Origin of the sequence: Bordetella bronchialis (genome assembly GCF_001676705.1) — a bacterium.
GTDB lineage: Bacteria > Pseudomonadota > Gammaproteobacteria > Burkholderiales > Burkholderiaceae_B > Bordetella_C > Bordetella_C bronchialis.
Window position 1 is genome coordinate 5864498 of record NZ_CP016170.1, and the last position, 14259, is coordinate 5878756.

14 protein-coding genes are annotated in these 14259 nt (G+C 67.7%); 5 read left to right on the forward strand and 9 right to left on the reverse strand.

The annotated features are described in order from the left end of the window. Positions 1-7: 7 nt before the first annotated feature. Genes BAU06_RS25830 through BAU06_RS25845 form a run of 4 tightly spaced genes read left to right on the forward strand, consistent with a single transcriptional unit; the run spans position 8 to position 4150 of the window. The gene (locus BAU06_RS25830) at positions 8-1027 is read left to right on the forward strand and encodes an ABC transporter ATP-binding protein (protein WP_066359797.1); all 1020 of its coding nucleotides are present in this window, start codon (positions 8-10) and stop codon (positions 1025-1027) included. Next, positions 1024-2085 (forward strand): ABC transporter ATP-binding protein, encoded by a 1062-nt coding sequence (locus BAU06_RS25835; RefSeq protein WP_082988488.1) that lies wholly within the window; start codon positions 1024-1026, stop codon positions 2083-2085. The genes BAU06_RS25830 and BAU06_RS25835 overlap by 4 nt, the downstream gene beginning before the upstream one ends. Before the next feature lie 5 nt (positions 2086-2090). Then, positions 2091-2951, forward strand: coding sequence for an N-formylglutamate amidohydrolase (locus BAU06_RS25840; protein WP_066357529.1), 861 nt, complete (start codon positions 2091-2093; stop codon positions 2949-2951). Continuing rightward, positions 2948-4150: a M20 aminoacylase family protein gene (locus BAU06_RS25845; RefSeq protein ID WP_066357530.1), complete on the forward strand. Its 1203-nt coding sequence runs from the start codon at positions 2948-2950 to the stop codon at positions 4148-4150. Before BAU06_RS25840 ends, BAU06_RS25845 begins: the two co-directional genes overlap by 4 nt. 79 nt (positions 4151-4229) lie before the next feature. On the opposite strand, the gene BAU06_RS25850 is transcribed toward BAU06_RS25845, so the two are convergent. Then, complete coding sequence (locus BAU06_RS25850; protein WP_066357532.1) at positions 4230-4628, reverse strand: winged helix-turn-helix transcriptional regulator; 399 nt, start codon at positions 4626-4628, stop codon at positions 4230-4232. An 84-nt stretch (positions 4629-4712) separates the two neighbouring features. Here BAU06_RS25850 and BAU06_RS25855 point away from each other — a divergent pair, with 84 nt between their 5' ends. Further along, complete coding sequence (locus BAU06_RS25855) at positions 4713-5558, forward strand: SDR family oxidoreductase (protein WP_066357535.1); 846 nt, start codon at positions 4713-4715, stop codon at positions 5556-5558. 13 nt (positions 5559-5571) lie between these two features. Here the strand turns inward: BAU06_RS25855 and BAU06_RS25860 are convergent, their stop codons facing one another. From BAU06_RS25860 to rpmH, 8 genes are all read right to left on the reverse strand, one after another. Further along, entirely contained in the window at positions 5572-6726 is a 1155-nt protein-coding gene (locus tag BAU06_RS25860; protein ID WP_066359800.1) for an acyl-CoA dehydrogenase family protein, read from the reverse strand. A 40-nt stretch (positions 6727-6766) separates the two neighbouring features. After that, positions 6767-8845, reverse strand: coding sequence for an acetate--CoA ligase family protein (locus BAU06_RS25865; RefSeq protein WP_066357537.1), 2079 nt, complete (start codon positions 8843-8845; stop codon positions 6767-6769). Positions 8846-8904: 59 nt separating this feature from the next. Beyond that, positions 8905-10260 (reverse strand): MmgE/PrpD family protein, encoded by a 1356-nt coding sequence (locus BAU06_RS25870; protein WP_066357539.1) that lies wholly within the window; start codon positions 10258-10260, stop codon positions 8905-8907. A gap of 123 nt (positions 10261-10383) precedes the next feature. Continuing rightward, complete coding sequence (locus tag BAU06_RS25875; RefSeq protein ID WP_066357541.1) at positions 10384-11277, reverse strand: LysR family transcriptional regulator; 894 nt, start codon at positions 11275-11277, stop codon at positions 10384-10386. Between the two features lie 22 nt (positions 11278-11299). After that, positions 11300-13003, reverse strand: a complete 1704-nt coding sequence (yidC, locus tag BAU06_RS25880; RefSeq protein WP_066357544.1) for a membrane protein insertase YidC — start codon at positions 13001-13003, stop codon at positions 11300-11302. A gap of 48 nt (positions 13004-13051) precedes the next feature. Continuing rightward, positions 13052-13324 (reverse strand): membrane protein insertion efficiency factor YidD, encoded by a 273-nt coding sequence (gene yidD, locus BAU06_RS25885; protein ID WP_066357547.1) that lies wholly within the window; start codon positions 13322-13324, stop codon positions 13052-13054. Between the two features lie 23 nt (positions 13325-13347). Then, a complete protein-coding gene (locus BAU06_RS25890) occupies positions 13348-13725 on the reverse strand; it encodes a ribonuclease P protein component (RefSeq protein WP_066359809.1) in 378 nt (125 codons plus the stop codon). A gap of 74 nt (positions 13726-13799) precedes the next feature. After that, complete coding sequence (gene rpmH / locus BAU06_RS25895; protein ID WP_057654304.1) at positions 13800-13934, reverse strand: 50S ribosomal protein L34; 135 nt, start codon at positions 13932-13934, stop codon at positions 13800-13802. Between the last annotated feature and the right edge of the window lie 325 nt (positions 13935-14259).

Genomic DNA, 14259 nt, shown 5'->3' on the forward strand with positions numbered 1-14259 from the left:
GACGACGATGACTAGCGCCTCTTCCAGCGCGCCGGACGCGGCGGCGCGCCAGGGGGCGCGCGTACTGGACGTGTCCGGATTGCGCACCCATTTCTTCACGCGGGCCGGCGTGGTCAAGGCCGTGGACGGCGTGGACCTGAGCCTGGGCGAAGGCGAAATCCTGGGGCTGGTGGGCGAATCCGGGTCCGGCAAGAGCATCACGGGTTTTTCGCTGATCGGCCTGATCGACGAACCCGGCCGCATCGTGGATGGCTCCATCCGCTTCGATGGCCGGGAGCTGCGCGGCGCATCGCCGGCCCAGATGCGCGCGCTGCGCGGCAACGACATCGCCATGATCTTCCAGGATCCGATGATGACGCTGAATCCGGTCCTGCGCGTGGATACCCAGATGATAGAGGCCATCCAGGCGCATCGCCGGATGGACAGGGCGGCGGCCCGGCAGCGCGCCCGCGACGTGCTGGCGATGGTGGGCATCCCCGCGCCCGACGAGCGGCTGCGCGCCTATCCGCACCAGCTGTCCGGGGGCATGCGCCAGCGCGTGGCGATCGCCATCGCGCTGCTGAACGCGCCACGCGTGATCATCGCCGACGAGCCCACCACGGCGCTGGACGTGACCATCCAGGGCCAGATCCTGTACGAAGTGCAGAAGCTGTGCCGCGATACCGGGACGGCGCTCCTGTGGATCACGCACGACCTGGCCGTCGTATCGGGACTGGCCGACCGCATCGCGGTGATGTACGCCGGCCGCGTCGTCGAAACCGGCACCACGGCCGAGGTCATCGGCCGTCCGCTGCATCCCTATACGCATGGCCTGATGATGTCCATCCCCACGCCGGAGACGCGCGGCCACGAACTGGCTTCGATTCCGGGCATGACGCCATCGCTGCTCAAACTGCCGGAGGGCTGTGCCTTCCGCACCCGCTGTCCGCGCGCCACCGACACCTGTCTGCGCGAGCCCGGCTCCGTCGAGTTCCGCCCCGGGCATTGGGTACGCTGCTGGCATGCCGGCGAACCGGAGGCACGATGAACGGGCAGACGACTCCTATCCTGGCGCTGCGCGGCGCGGAGATGCGCTTCGTGCAGCCGGTCGACCTGGCCGGCCGCATCGCCAACCTGTTCGGCGCCGGGCTGCGCAAGACCGTGGTGCATGCCGTGGCGGGCGTGGACCTGGACGTGATGCCCGGTGAAGTGATCGGCGTGGTCGGCGAATCCGGATGCGGCAAGTCCACGCTGGGCAGGATGATCAGCGGCATCCTGCCGCCTACCTCGGGCAGCATTGCCTACGCCGGCCAGCCCGTGGCCGGCATGGACGACCGGCAGCGCCGCGCGTATGAGCTGGGCGTGCAGATGATCTTCCAGGATCCCTATGCATCGCTGAATCCGCGCATGCGGGTGGAAGAAATCATCGGCGAAGCGCCCATGGTCCACGGCCTGGTGGGCCGCCGCGAACGCAAGGAATATGTAGCCGGATTGATGCGACAGGTCGGCCTGGACCCGGCCTACGCGCAACGCTATCCGCACCAGTTTTCCGGCGGACAGCGACAGCGCATCGGCATCGCGCGCGCCCTGGCCCTGAAGCCCAGGGTCATCGTCTGCGACGAGGCCGTGGCGGCGCTCGATGTCTCGATCCAGGCGCAGGTGCTGAACCTGTTCGGCAAACTGCGTCGCGAACTGGACCTGACCTATCTGTTCATCAGCCACAACCTGGGCGTGGTCAGCCATATTTCGGATCGCGTCGCCATCATGTACCTGGGACGCATCGTCGAGCTCGCGTCCACGGAACAGGTCTTCAAGCACGCCAATCATCCCTATACCCAGGCCTTGCTGAAAGAGCTGCCGACCTTGAATCCCGAGCGGCGCAACTTCCGCCCCATACAGGGCGAGCTGCCGTCGCCGCTGGCGCCCCCGCCGGGCTGTACCTTCCATCCGCGCTGTCCGCATGCGATGGACCGGTGCCGGCAGGAAAGGCCGGCCCTGCGCGAAGTCGCGCCGGGCCAGCTCAGCGCCTGCCATCTGAACGATCTGCCCGCCGCCGCGCCGCGGCCGGTTGCCTTCCACGCGAGTTCCGTCGCCACGCAGAGCTGAAAACCATGCGCACCGCCGATACGCCCTTCGCTCCCTATACACGCATCGGGCCGCGTGGCACGCCGCTGCCGCTGATCTGCGATTCGCCGCACAGCGGCGTCACCTATCCCGCGGACTTCGGCTATGCCATCGAGCCGGATGTGCTGCGCACCGGCGAAGACACGCACGTCGACGAGTTGTGGCAGGCCATACCCGACGTCGGCGGGACATTGATCCTGGCCGAATTCCCGCGCACCTATATCGATCCCAACCGCGAGCCGGACGATATCGATCCGCGCCTGCTGGCCGAAGCCTGGCCCGGCGCGATCAATCCCTCCGAAAAAAGCCGCATCGGGCATGGACTGATCTGGGGCAAGGCGGGTGGCCGCCGCATCTACGATCGCAAGTTGTCGGTGGAGGAAGTGCGCCATCGCATCGAGGCCTACCACCAGCCTTACCACGCCGCCCTGAACCGCGACATCGAGGCGGCCTACAAGCAGTTCGGCGCCGTCTGGCACTTGAATCTGCACTCCATGCCCTCGGATTCCTACGAGGTCCTGCAGGTCCCCGGCGGCGGCCAGCTCGCCGATTTCGTGCTCGGCGACCGCGACGGCACCACGTGCGAGCCCGAACTCGTGGACGTGGTGGAAAACTCCTTGCGCGCCAGCGGCTATACGGTCGCGCGCAACGATCCCTTCAAGGGCGTGGCGCTCATCGCCCGGCTGGGCAAGCCCGCGCAGCGGCGCCATAGCCTGCAGATCGAAATCCATCGCGGGCAGTACATGAATGAACGGACGTTCGAAAAGAACGAGAAATTCCCGGCCATGCAGGCCGCACTGACCAAGGCGGCGCAAGACGTCGCGCTATACATTCAAAGGCAGCTATGAAAACCCTGGACGAAATCGAACGCGCGCACGGCGAGCTCACGGCGATACGCCGTGACATCCACGCGCATCCCGAACTGGCCTTCGAAGAAACCCGGACCTCCGCGCTGGTGGCGGAAAAATTGCGCGGCTGGGGCATCGAGGTGCACACCGGCTTCGGCAAGACCGGCATCGTGGGCGTGTTGCACGGCGCCGGCGGCAAGGGCAGGACCATAGGTTTGCGCGCCGACATGGACGCCCTGCCCATGCCCGAGAACAACCGCTTCGCGCACAAGTCGACCATCTCCGGCCGCATGCACGGCTGTGGCCATGACGGCCATACCACCATGCTGCTGGGCGCCGCGCAGTACCTGGCCGCGCACCGCGATTTCAAGGGCACGGTCGTGTTCATCTTCCAGCCCGCCGAAGAGAACGGCAATGCCGGCGCGCGGGCAATGATGCAGGACGGCCTGTTCGACAAATTCCCGTGCGATGCGGTCTTCGGCATCCACAATATGCCGGGCATGCCGGTGAACCAGTTCGGCATCCGCCCCGGCCCGACCATGGCCTCCAGCAACCGTTTCACCATCACGATCAAGGGCGTGGGCGGCCATGCGGCCCAGCCGCACAAGACGGTGGACACCATTGTCATCGCTTCGGAGATGGTCGGCGTGCTGCAGAGCGTGGTGTCGCGCAACCGGAACCCGCTGGACACCGCGGTGCTGACGGTCACGCAGATCCACGCCGGCGATTCCTTCAACGTGATTCCGGCCGAAGCCGTTATCCGCGGCACGGTGCGCACCTACACCACCGAAGTCCTGGACATGATCGAGGACGCGATCCGCCGCATCGCCACGACGCTGCCGCAAGTCTATGGCGGGTCTGGCGAACTGGATTTCGTGCGTGCCTACCCGCCGCTGGTGAACTGGGAAAAAGAGGCGGATTTCGCCGCCCAGGTGGCGGAGTCGGCGTTCGGCAAAGAGGCCGTCAACCGTGCGGTGCCACCTTTCATGGGCGCGGAAGATTTCTCTTTCTTCCTGGAGAAGGTGCCCGGCTGCTATATCTTCCTGGGCAATGGCGAAGGCGAACACCGCCTGGAGTCATATCACGGCATGGGCCCCTGCACCTTGCACAACCCCAACTACGACTTCAACGACGCGCTGCTGCCGGTGGGTGCGACGTACTGGGTGAAGCTGGTCCAGACTTTCCTGGCACAGGCCTGAGTCCAAGCGCCGCAGGCGGCATGCGTGCGTGCCCTTCGGCGTCTCGCCGCGGCCGGTGCGCGTCCGGCAGCCACGCGCTTCAGGCCTGGGCGGCCCGGATGCGCGGCAGGCTCATTTCGATCCAGTCCGCCAGCAGGCGGACTTTTTCCGCGCACTCCTGCCCCAGCGGCGTCAGCCGGTATTCCACGTGGGGCGGCACTACCTGGTAGGCCTTGCGATCCACCAGGCCGTCGGCTTCCAGCCATTGCAGTGTCTGCGCCAGCATCCGTTCGCTGACGCCGCCTATCGCGCGCTTGAGTTCACTGAAGCGGTGCATGCGCTGTTCGAGCGCGATCAGCACCAGCACGCCCCAGCGGCTGGTGACGTGCTTGAGCACTTCGCGCGACGGGCAGTCCGGCGCCATCAGGTCGCCGCGCGCCAGGCGGGCGGACAAGGAAGTGGGCGGCGTTTCGCCGGAAACGGGATCTCTCGGAGCCATGGCACTTACGTTCATGTACGTACTTACGAATCGTAAGTAATACTGCTAGATTGCCTTCGTCGTCAATTCGAAGGGAGTTTCGCCATGACTATCGCCATTACGGGCGCGACGGGGCAGCTGGGCAGACTGGTCATCCAGCGTTTGCTTGCCGTCATGCCCGCCGCGGATCTGCTTGCCCTGGTCCGGTCGCCGGACAAGGCCGCCAGCCTGGGCGTGGCGGCCCGGCACGCCGACTACAACCGGCCGGAAACCTTGGGGCCCGCGTTGGCCGGCGTCGAGACCCTGCTGCTGATTTCCGGCAACGAGGTCGGCCAGCGCATCGCGCAACACCGCAACGTGGTGGACGCGGCCACCGCCGCCGGCGTGAAGCGCGTGGTCTACACCAGCCTGCTGCACGCGGATACGTCGACGCTTAGCCTGGCCCCCGAGCACCTGCAGACGGAAAACGCGATCAGGGGCTCGGGCATGGCCTATACGATCCTCCGCAACGGCTGGTACGTGGAGAACCATACCGGCGCCATTCCGAACGCGCTGGCCACCGGCGTCCTGCCGGGCAGCGCGGGGGCGGGCAGGTTCTCCGCCGCGGCGCGCGCCGATTACGCGGAGGCCGCCGCCGCCGTGCTGACGGGGGCCGGGCACGACAACAGGATCTACGAGCTCGCGGCCGATACGGCCTACACCCACGCCGAGTTCGCGGCGGAGGTCTCGCGGCAGTCGGGCAAGCCCGTGGCGTACAAGGATGTGCCGCAGGAGGAGTATGCGGCCGCGCTGGCTGGCGCCGGCTTGCCGGCCCCCGTGGCGCAGGCCATCGCCAGCTGGGATGCCGCGGCGGCGGGCGACGTACTGTTCGACGGCAGCCGGCAACTGTCGCGCTTGATCGGCCGCCCCACGACCCCGCTGTCGACCGCCATCTCGCACGCCCTGGCCTAGCCGGCCACGGCGGTCAGTCGCGCGGCGGACGCTGCGGGAAGCTGCGTTCGAAGACGCCTTCGGCGATGCGGTTTTTGAGGATCTCGATCGAACCGCCGGCGATCATCCATCCACGGCAGCGGCGCACGCAGTATTCGACCAGCGATTCTCGGCTATAGCCCATGCCGCCCAGGACCTGCAGCGCTTCGTTGGCCACGTCGAACCCGGCCTGGTTGCAATAGGCCTTGGCGATGGCGGTTTCGGTGGGCGACGGAAAGCCCGTGTCGGCATTGGACGCCGCCCGGTACAGCAGCAGCTGGCCGGCGTCCAGTTTGATGCGCATGTCCGCGAACTTCCATTGCAGGCCCTGGAATTCGCACAGCAGGCGGCCGAATTGCTTGCGCTGCAGCGCCCAGGCGCGCGCCTCTTCGTAGGCGTAGCGTCCCAGCGCCAGCGAGCGCGCGGTGTTGCCGATGCGCTCGACGTTGAAGCCGGCGATCTGTTTCTTGAAACCGCCCTCGCCCAGCACGACCATGTCGTTGGGCACGTATACGTTGTCGAAGAAGATCTCGGCCCATTCCTCGCCCGACATAAAGGCAGAGCGCTTGCCCAGGCGCACGCCATCCGCGCGTGTATCGACCAGTACCGAGCCTATGCCCTGCGTGCCGGGGCCGAAGCGCACGTAGGCCAGGATCACGTCGGCGTGCGGTCCGTGGGTGGTGAAGATCTTCGAACCATTGATGCGCCAGCCATCGCCGTCGCGCGTGGCGCTGGTCTTCAGTTCGGTCACGGCGGAGCCGGCTTCCGGCTCGGTCATGCCCACGGAGATCAGCTTTTCCCCGGCCAGCAGCGGGCGCAGGTACTTTTCCTTCTGCAAGTCGTTGCCGTACTCGGCCAGCACGCGGATGGGGCCGAAATTGCCCGCCTGCACGACGTCGGCGCTGCGCGGGCAGACCGAGGCGATGGTCTCGATGGCGATGACCGCATCCATCAGCGATCCCCCCACGCCGCCGTTGGCTTCGCTGATGGTGATACCCAGCAAGCCCTGCCGCGCCATCGAGCGCGCGACGTCCCAGGGATATTCGTTGGCGTGCGCGCGGTCGCGCGCGCCGTCGCGCAACTCGTTTTCCGCGTAGCGACGCACGGCGTCCTGGAAGTCGCGTTGTTCGGGGGTCAGTTGAAAGTCCATATCGATGCGTCCTTCGTTTTGTCTGGCGGGCGGGCCGCCGCTATTCCAGGTGCAGCAATCCATCGACCGCGACCACGCCATCGGCGCGCACGAACAATGGGTTGATTTCCGCTTCGGCGACGGTGGCGCCTTGCACCATCGCCAGGCGCGAGAACGCGGCGATGGCGCGTGCCAGCGCATCGCAGTCGCCGCGCGGCAAACCGCGGTAGCCGCGGACCAGGCGTGTCGCGCGCACTTCCTCGATCATGGCGCGGGCCTCCTGTTCGCCGACGGGCGCCAGCCGGATGGCGAAGTCCGGGTTCAGTTCGGCCGCGATGCCGCCGGCGCCCAGTACCACCGTGGGCCCCACCAGCGGGTCCAGGCGATAACCCAGGATAAGCTCCAGCAACCGGTCTTCCATGGCCTGCACCAGAATGCCGTCGATAACGGCGCCCGGCGCGTGGACCTGGACGTTGCGCAGCATGTCCGCGACCGCGGACCGCAACTCGCGCGCATCGGCGATGCCGACGCGCACGGCGCCCGCGTCCGTTTTGTGCGGCACATCGCGCGAGGAAATCTTGGCGACGACCGGATAGGGCAAGTCGTGCGAGACCTTGTCCGCCGGTACCAGCCGTGCGGGCGCTACGGGCACGCCCAGTGCCTGGAACACTTGCCCTGCCTCGTGCTCGGTCAGCGCGCCGTGGCGCGGCAGTGTGGCGGGCCATTGGAAGGCGTCCCCCGCCGGCGGCGGGACGGGCCTGCGCTGGAACAGCACGGCGAGCGCGTCGGCGCAGGCCTCGGGGGTACGGAAGGCGGCGATGCCATTCTGCCGCAGCAGCGACAAGGACGCCGGTGCTTCCGGCGCCAGGAAGGCCGCCATGGGCTTGCCGTCGGGCTTTTCCGCCTGTGCCAGCGGATTGACGGCGAAGTCCGGATGGAACTGCGCCGACGAACCGATCACGCTGAGCACCGCGTCGCACCAGTCGGATTGCAGCAGCTGTTCGAGCAGGTCCTTGTATTGCGCGGGCGTGGCCGCCAGCGTCAGGTCGATCACCGGCGTTTCGCGTATGCGCAGGCCGCGCTGGGCCATGTGCGCCACGAAGGCCGCGGGCGGCGCGGCGGCGACCATCCCGCGCATGCCCAGGTTGTCCACCACGGTGGCGGCGCCGCCGCCGGTCGTGGTGATGACGGCGACCCGTGGCGCGGGCGCCTCCGTGCGCGCGGCTCCATAGCGGAGGGCAAGGGGCACGATCTCGAACAAGGTCTCCAGGTGGTGGACGCGCAGCACGCCATGCGCGCGGAAGAAAGCGTCCACCGCGGCGTCGTTGCCGGCCATCGCGCCGGTGTGCGACTGGGACAAGGCATCGCCCTGCTCGGAGCGGCCCAACTTGTAGGCGACCACCGGCTTGCCGGCCTGGCGCGCGCGTTCGAGCGCGGCGGCCAGGACGGGCGCCTGGCGCAAGGTTTCCAGGAACAGCAGGATGACGCGCGTGTGCGGATCGTCCACCAGCGCATCGACCACCTCGCCCACCGTGATGTCGCTTTCATTGCCCACCGAAATCGAACTGGCGAAGCCGAAGCCGCGCGCCGCGGCGCGGGAGAGCAGCGATCCCATCATCGAGCCGCTCTGCGACACCATGCTGATATCGCCGGGCACCAGGTCGTCGGCCTCGAACGCGGCGTTCACGGAGATGATGCCGCCGGTATGCAGATTGGCGCTGCCTATGCTGTTGGGTCCCAGAACGCGGATGCCGAGCTCGCGGGCGCGTGCCACCAGCGCCTGCTGCCGCGCCAGGCCTTCCGCGCCCGTTTCGGCGAAGCCGTCGGAATAGACGGTGACGACACGCGCGCCCGCGGCGGCGCTCTGTTCCAGCACCGGCAGTACCTGTTCGCCGGGAATCATGACGAAGACGTGGTCGACGGTCCCTGGCAGGTCCGCGAGCGAGGGATAGGCCTGTTCGCCCATGATCTCGCTGCGGCCGGCGTTGATGGGATAGATGTGTCCCGCGTAGCGATGCTTGCGCATGAAGCGCAAGGGCCGCGCGGTGTTCTTGCGGGCGTCGCCCGAGGCGCCCACCAGGGCGATGGCGCGCGGCGCGAGCAGGGCATGGCCCAGCGATGAAGAGGGATGATCAGGCATGATGTGGTCCGGTCGTTCCGGGCGCGGTTGCTGTACCGGCGCCCGCGGGGCTGGCGCATTCAATGGGCGGGCCGATCGCTCGCCAATGCCAGGTCACGCACGTCGCAGCGATCCAGCCGCCACACCGTTTCGCGCAATTGCCGCGTGCGCCCGGCGCCCAGGACGGGTCCCGCCAGTTCGTCGAATTTGTCGTTCAGCTCCGCATCGGACAAGGGCGCTTCCGGATCGCCGCGGCGATAGGGCGCGAACGATTCATGCCGCATGCCGTCGTCGGTGACGATGGCCACCCGGGCCGCGCGCATGGAAGGAAAGCCGGCGGTCAGCTCGGGGTCCTCGATCACGGTGACCTTGCGCATCAGCGCGCGGGTGTCGGCGTCGCCCAGGGCCTGCGGTTCGAAGGCCGCCAGGCGCACGGACCCTTGGCGCATGGCATGTGCCAGCACATAGGGCAGGCTGAACCGCGCCTCGAACGGCGTCGTCGGATTCTCGTTGCCGGCCACGTCCAGGGCGGCGCGGTAGGTCCGGACTTCCACCTGCCGCACGCGTTCGGGGCGCACGCCCTGTTCGCGCAGCGCCAGCGCGGCGTCGATGGCGGCGAAGGTATGGCCGCAGCAGCCATGGTTCTTCTGCGTCATGCGCATGATGTTGTAGCGTTCGCCCAGCCCTTCGGGTACCTGCTCCCAGCGCACGTCCTTGGCCAGCGCCGCGCCGAAGCCGACCTCGCCTTCCAGGATGTCGGCCACGCCGGTGACGCCATGCGCCGCGCCTTGTCCCGCGCGGACGCCCACCTCCGCCGCATGGCCGGCATGCAGCGCCTTGCTCATGGCATCGGAACGGAAAGCCTGCTGCAGCGCCGCCGCCATGGTCGCGGAGGTCGCGATGGCGTGGCCCATGACCGCGCTGTTTCCCGGCGCGGCCAGCGCGGCCGCGGCGGCGGCCGCGCCCAGCGACCCGACCGTGCCGGTGGTGTGGAAGTAGCGGTAATGGGAAGGCTGCATGGCCGCCGCGATGCGGGTGGAAATCTCATAGCCCACGACCACCGCATTCAGCAGCTCGCGACCGCCGGCGCGTTGGTGTTCCGCCATGGCCATGGCCGCCGCGATCACCGGGCATCCCGGATGGTAGGCGCCGTCGCGGAAGATGTCGTCGAATTCCGGCGCGTGGGCCGCGCTGCCGTTGATCCAGGCCGCGGTGGCGGGAAAGGCCGTGGTGCCGTTGCCGGGCAGGCTGGAGCGGCCCAGGCCCAGCTCTTCCGCATGGGCGGCCACCAGTTCCCGGCAGGGGGAGATCCGCGTGCCCGGATACAGGGCTGACAGCCAGTCCAGCACGGCGCGCTTGGCGTAATGCAGGACCTCGTCGGGAAGGCGGGCGACCGTATCGCGCGCCCCGTAGGCGGACAGGGTTTCGAGCAGCATGGGGTGTCTCCAGTGCGGCGGCGCGGGAAGCGCCGCTCTCGTATAACCCCCACTCTAGACCGCTCGCCGCCTGTCCGGTTTGAAAAAATGGCAAGCGACCGATCACCGATCCGGCACGCCGGCTCAGGCCGCCTCTTCCCGCAGTATCGCCAGCAGGTCGGTCATCAAGGGATTCATGGCGGTGGCGTCGCGCACGCAGATGTAGAAATGCCGTTCGGCCCAGGCGTCTTCCAGCTGTATCAGCACCAGCCCCATGTCGGCCAGATAGTTGCGCGCGATGCCTTCCGGCACCACGGCGATGCCGAGTCCCTCGCGGATCATGCGGCAACGCGTCTCGAAATTGGATACCTGCAGTTTGACCTTGGGCGGGCGCGACAGGGTCTGTCCGGCGTAGTCCAGGAACTGGTCCAGCGAATGCCGCGGAAAGTAGCCCAGCAGGTCGTAATCCAGGGCATCGTCGAGCCGCAGCGAGGTCCGCGCGGCCAGGGGGTGGCCCAGCGGGACCACCAGGCCCACCCTGTCGCGGCGGAAGGGAAAGGACGAAACGCCCGCAGCCGGGCGGTCGCCGTGGTAGATGCCCAGGTCCACGGTGCCGTCCGCAACCATGCGCGGGATGTCGTAGCTATGGGCTTCGAGCAGGTCTACCGCCACGTTGTGGCGGCCGTCCAGGAACCGCGCCATGGGCGCCGGCAGGAATTGCAGCAGGGTGGAGGGATTGGCCGCGAGCCGTATCTTGGCCTGGCCGTCCAGTGAATAGCTGTCTATCGCCTGTTCCGCCAGCTGGACGCTGCGCAGGATGGCCTTGGCGCGCTGGTAGAGCAGCACGCCGGCGGGGGTGGGTTCCACCCCGCGCCCATGGCGATGCAACAGGGTGCGCGCCAGGTGGCGCTCCAGCTCGGCGATGCGCCGGCTGGCGGCCGAGGTCACGACGTTTTCGCGCTCCGCCGCCTTGGAAAGGCTTTTTTCCTCGACGGCGGCGACGAAGATTTCCAGCGCGGGGACGTCGAGCTTTTTCATGAGCGCCCGCCCCGCGAAGCCGTCAGCGCTTGGCGGACTCGGTTTCCAGGCGCAGCTTGCGGGTGATGTACCACTGCTGCAGGATGGACAGCGTGTTATTCACGCACCAGTACAGCACCAGGCCGGCCGGGAACATGAACATCATGCCGCCGAACACCAGGGGCATGATCATCATGACCTTGGCCTGCACGGGATCCGGCGGCGTCGGGTTCAGCTTGATCTGCAGGAACATGGTGGCCATCATGATGGCCGGCAGGATGAAGTAGGGATCGTGCACGGACAGGTCGTGCACCCAGCCCAGCCATGGCGCGCCGCGCATCTCCACGCTGGCCAGCAGCACCCAGTACAGCGAGATGAACACCGGGATCTGCACCACCATGGGCAGGCAGCCGCCCAGGGGGTTGATCTTTTCGGTGCGGTACATCTCCATCATGGCGGCGTTCAGCTTCTGCTTGTCGTCGCCATATTTTTCCTTGAGCGCCTGCAGGCGCGGGGTGACCTGCTTCATGCGGGCCATGGAACGGTAGCTGGTGGCCGCCAGGGGGTAGAACAGCAGCTTGATCAGCACCGTCAGGGCGACGATGGTCCAGCCCCAGTTGCCCAGCAGCGAATGCAGCCACGTCATCAGCGCGAACAGCGGCTTGGCGATGATGGTCAGCCACCCGTAGTCGACTACCAGTTCCAGGCCGGGAGCCAGCGCCGCCATGGCCTTCTGGTCCTGCGGGCCCACCCACAGGTGCGCGTCGACACTGGCCGAGGCCCCGGGGGCGATCTCGCCCACGCCTTCGATGGTGCGGGCCGCGTACAGGTTGTCGCGCACCTGCAGCAGTTCGTTGGTGCGCGTCTTGCCCTGCGGGGGGATCCAGGCCGTGGCGAAGTAGTGCTGCACCACCGCGATCCAGCCGTTGTCGGCCTGCTTGATGTAGCTGGCCTTTTTCTTCTCGATGTCGGAGAACGTCGCCTTCTGGAATTTGTCCTGGTCCGAATACACCGCCATGCCGGTGAAGGTGTGATAGAAGCTGGACGTATCCGGCGGATTGTTGCCGTCGCGCTCCAATTGCAGGTACAGCGAGGGACGCGCCGGGTTGGCGCTGGTGTTCGTCATGTCGTGGCGGACATCGATGTCGTAGCGGCCACGGTGCAGCGTGTAGGTCTTGGTGACCTTCATGCCGCCGGATTCGGCCTCGAACACCACGGCCAGCGTGTCGCCGGTCATGCTGCGTTCCGAAGACACCATGCGGAACGGCGTCTGGTGCGTCGGGAAGCCGGGTTGGCCGGCCGCGCCCACGACCCCCGATTGCACGACGTAGCGCAGGTCGGCGCTATCGTCCAGCAGTACGGTGGGCTGGTCGTCGCGGTTGGCGTCGGGGTATTTCAGCAGCACGGCCTTCACCAGCTGCGCGCCGGTGGTGTCGAAGGTCAGGCGCAGCACGTCGGTGGTGATGACGATCTTCTGCGAATCCGCCTGGGCCCTGGCCGCCGCGGCAGGCACCGCGCCGGGCGCCGCGGAGGCGGGCTGGCCGGCGGCAGGCACGCTGGGGATCGTGGAGCTGTTGGCGGCGGGCGGCGTATCCGTCGTGGCGGGCTTGGCCGGCGCCTGGGCCGTTTGGGTGGCCGGCGGGGCGCCGAACAGCGACGGCTTTCCATTATGGACTTGCCAGTTGTTCCAAAGGAGCAACAGCGAGAAAGAGAAGATCATCCAGAGGATGGTTCGTCGGATATCCATGGTGCCTACAAGGTAAAAGCGGGACCGGCAAAGCCCGCCAGTTTAGCGTCAATCCTGCCGGGCGCGGTGGCCGCGGCCGCAGTGGCAGGGGCGGCCGGACCGCGGCGCGTCGGGGACGGGATCCAGCCCGCCGGGACTCCAGGGGTGGCAGCGGCCGATGCGCCGTACCGCCAGCCACAGGCCGTGCAAGGGTCCATGCGTTTCTATGGCCTCGATCGCATAGGCCGAGCAGCTGGGCGTAAAACGGCATTGCCGCCCCACCCACGGGCTGAGAAAGAACCGGTAAAACCGGATCGGCGCGATCAGCAAGGCCTTGATCATGGACGTGCTCACCCGGGATACCTTCAGGAGGACGAGCGTAGCAGTCGCCCGAAGTGAGCGTCTACTTCCGCGCGCGCGGCCGTTTTCAGGGCCGTCAGGGATAGGTCGGGTACCCGCGCATGCAGCCTGACCACGTAATCGGCCGGCGGCAGGGCGAGACGGCGGGCGCGGAAGGCCTCGCGGATCACCCGCTTCAAGGCGTTGCGGGTCGCGGCGCGGGCGGCATGCCTTTTGGGAATGACCATGCCCAGCCGGGCGCGCTCCTGCTCCGGCCCGTTACGGGCGGTGGCGGCGGTAACCATGAAAAACGCCCCTCGCGCCAGCCGGCGGCCCTTCAGGGCCGCGGCAAACTCGGAGGGGCGGTGCATCCGCGCCTCCGGCGGAAGCGTGGTGCGAGGCATGGCGGGCAACAGCCCGGCCGTCACGTCGGCCATCGATGGCGCGGCGGGCGGCGCGATGGATCGCGGCGTGGCGATCAGACCGCCAGGCGCTTGCGGCCCTTGGCGCGGCGTGCATTCAGCACGGCGCGGCCGCCGCGGGTCTTCATGCGCACGCGGAAGCCATGGGTGCGCTTGCGGCGGGTGACGGAGGGTTGGAAGGTGCGTTTCATGGGCGGTCCACAAAAAAGAACAATCAAAAATACGGATGGGCACGGACGGAGACGATACCGCCCACGCGCCCATGGCTACGGCGCTTGCATCGACGATGGAAATATCGCGGGGCACTGACGGCGGCCCTATGTAGGATGCTTCCGCGGCGCTGCCGCGGGAATCGGGGACGAGTCAAGCCCGCCCGCCGCCAGTCGAGCCCGCCATTTCAGCAAGTTTCTTCTCTATTGTCAATCAGTTAGGGGCGCCGGCGCCACGCCGGGACCGCCAGGCCTGTGGATAAGTACAGCCCAGGCAGGGTAGAATCGAGGTTTAGACAAGACCGAC

Excerpts from the sequence above, each read along its gene's own strand:
- BAU06_RS25830 (WP_066359797.1), top strand. The coding sequence starts at position 8 with ATGACTAGCGCCTCTTCCAGCGCGCCGGACGCGGCGGCGCGCCAGGGG.
- BAU06_RS25835 (WP_082988488.1), top strand. The coding sequence starts at position 1,024 with ATGAACGGGCAGACGACTCCTATCCTGGCGCTGCGCGGCGCGGAGATG.
- BAU06_RS25840 (WP_066357529.1), top strand. The coding sequence starts at position 2,091 with ATGCGCACCGCCGATACGCCCTTCGCTCCCTATACACGCATCGGGCCG.
- BAU06_RS25845 (WP_066357530.1), top strand. The coding sequence starts at position 2,948 with ATGAAAACCCTGGACGAAATCGAACGCGCGCACGGCGAGCTCACGGCG.
- BAU06_RS25850 (WP_066357532.1), bottom strand. The coding sequence starts at position 4,628 with ATGGCTCCGAGAGATCCCGTTTCCGGCGAAACGCCGCCCACTTCCTTG.
- BAU06_RS25855 (WP_066357535.1), top strand. The coding sequence starts at position 4,713 with ATGACTATCGCCATTACGGGCGCGACGGGGCAGCTGGGCAGACTGGTC.
- BAU06_RS25860 (WP_066359800.1), bottom strand. The coding sequence starts at position 6,726 with ATGGACTTTCAACTGACCCCCGAACAACGCGACTTCCAGGACGCCGTG.
- BAU06_RS25865 (WP_066357537.1), bottom strand. The coding sequence starts at position 8,845 with ATGCCTGATCATCCCTCTTCATCGCTGGGCCATGCCCTGCTCGCGCCG.
- BAU06_RS25870 (WP_066357539.1), bottom strand. The coding sequence starts at position 10,260 with ATGCTGCTCGAAACCCTGTCCGCCTACGGGGCGCGCGATACGGTCGCC.
- BAU06_RS25875 (WP_066357541.1), bottom strand. The coding sequence starts at position 11,277 with ATGAAAAAGCTCGACGTCCCCGCGCTGGAAATCTTCGTCGCCGCCGTC.
- yidC (WP_066357544.1), bottom strand. The coding sequence starts at position 13,003 with ATGGATATCCGACGAACCATCCTCTGGATGATCTTCTCTTTCTCGCTG.
- yidD (WP_066357547.1), bottom strand. The coding sequence starts at position 13,324 with ATGATCAAGGCCTTGCTGATCGCGCCGATCCGGTTTTACCGGTTCTTT.
- BAU06_RS25890 (WP_066359809.1), bottom strand. The coding sequence starts at position 13,725 with ATGCCTCGCACCACGCTTCCGCCGGAGGCGCGGATGCACCGCCCCTCC.
- rpmH (WP_057654304.1), bottom strand. The coding sequence starts at position 13,934 with ATGAAACGCACCTTCCAACCCTCCGTCACCCGCCGCAAGCGCACCCAT.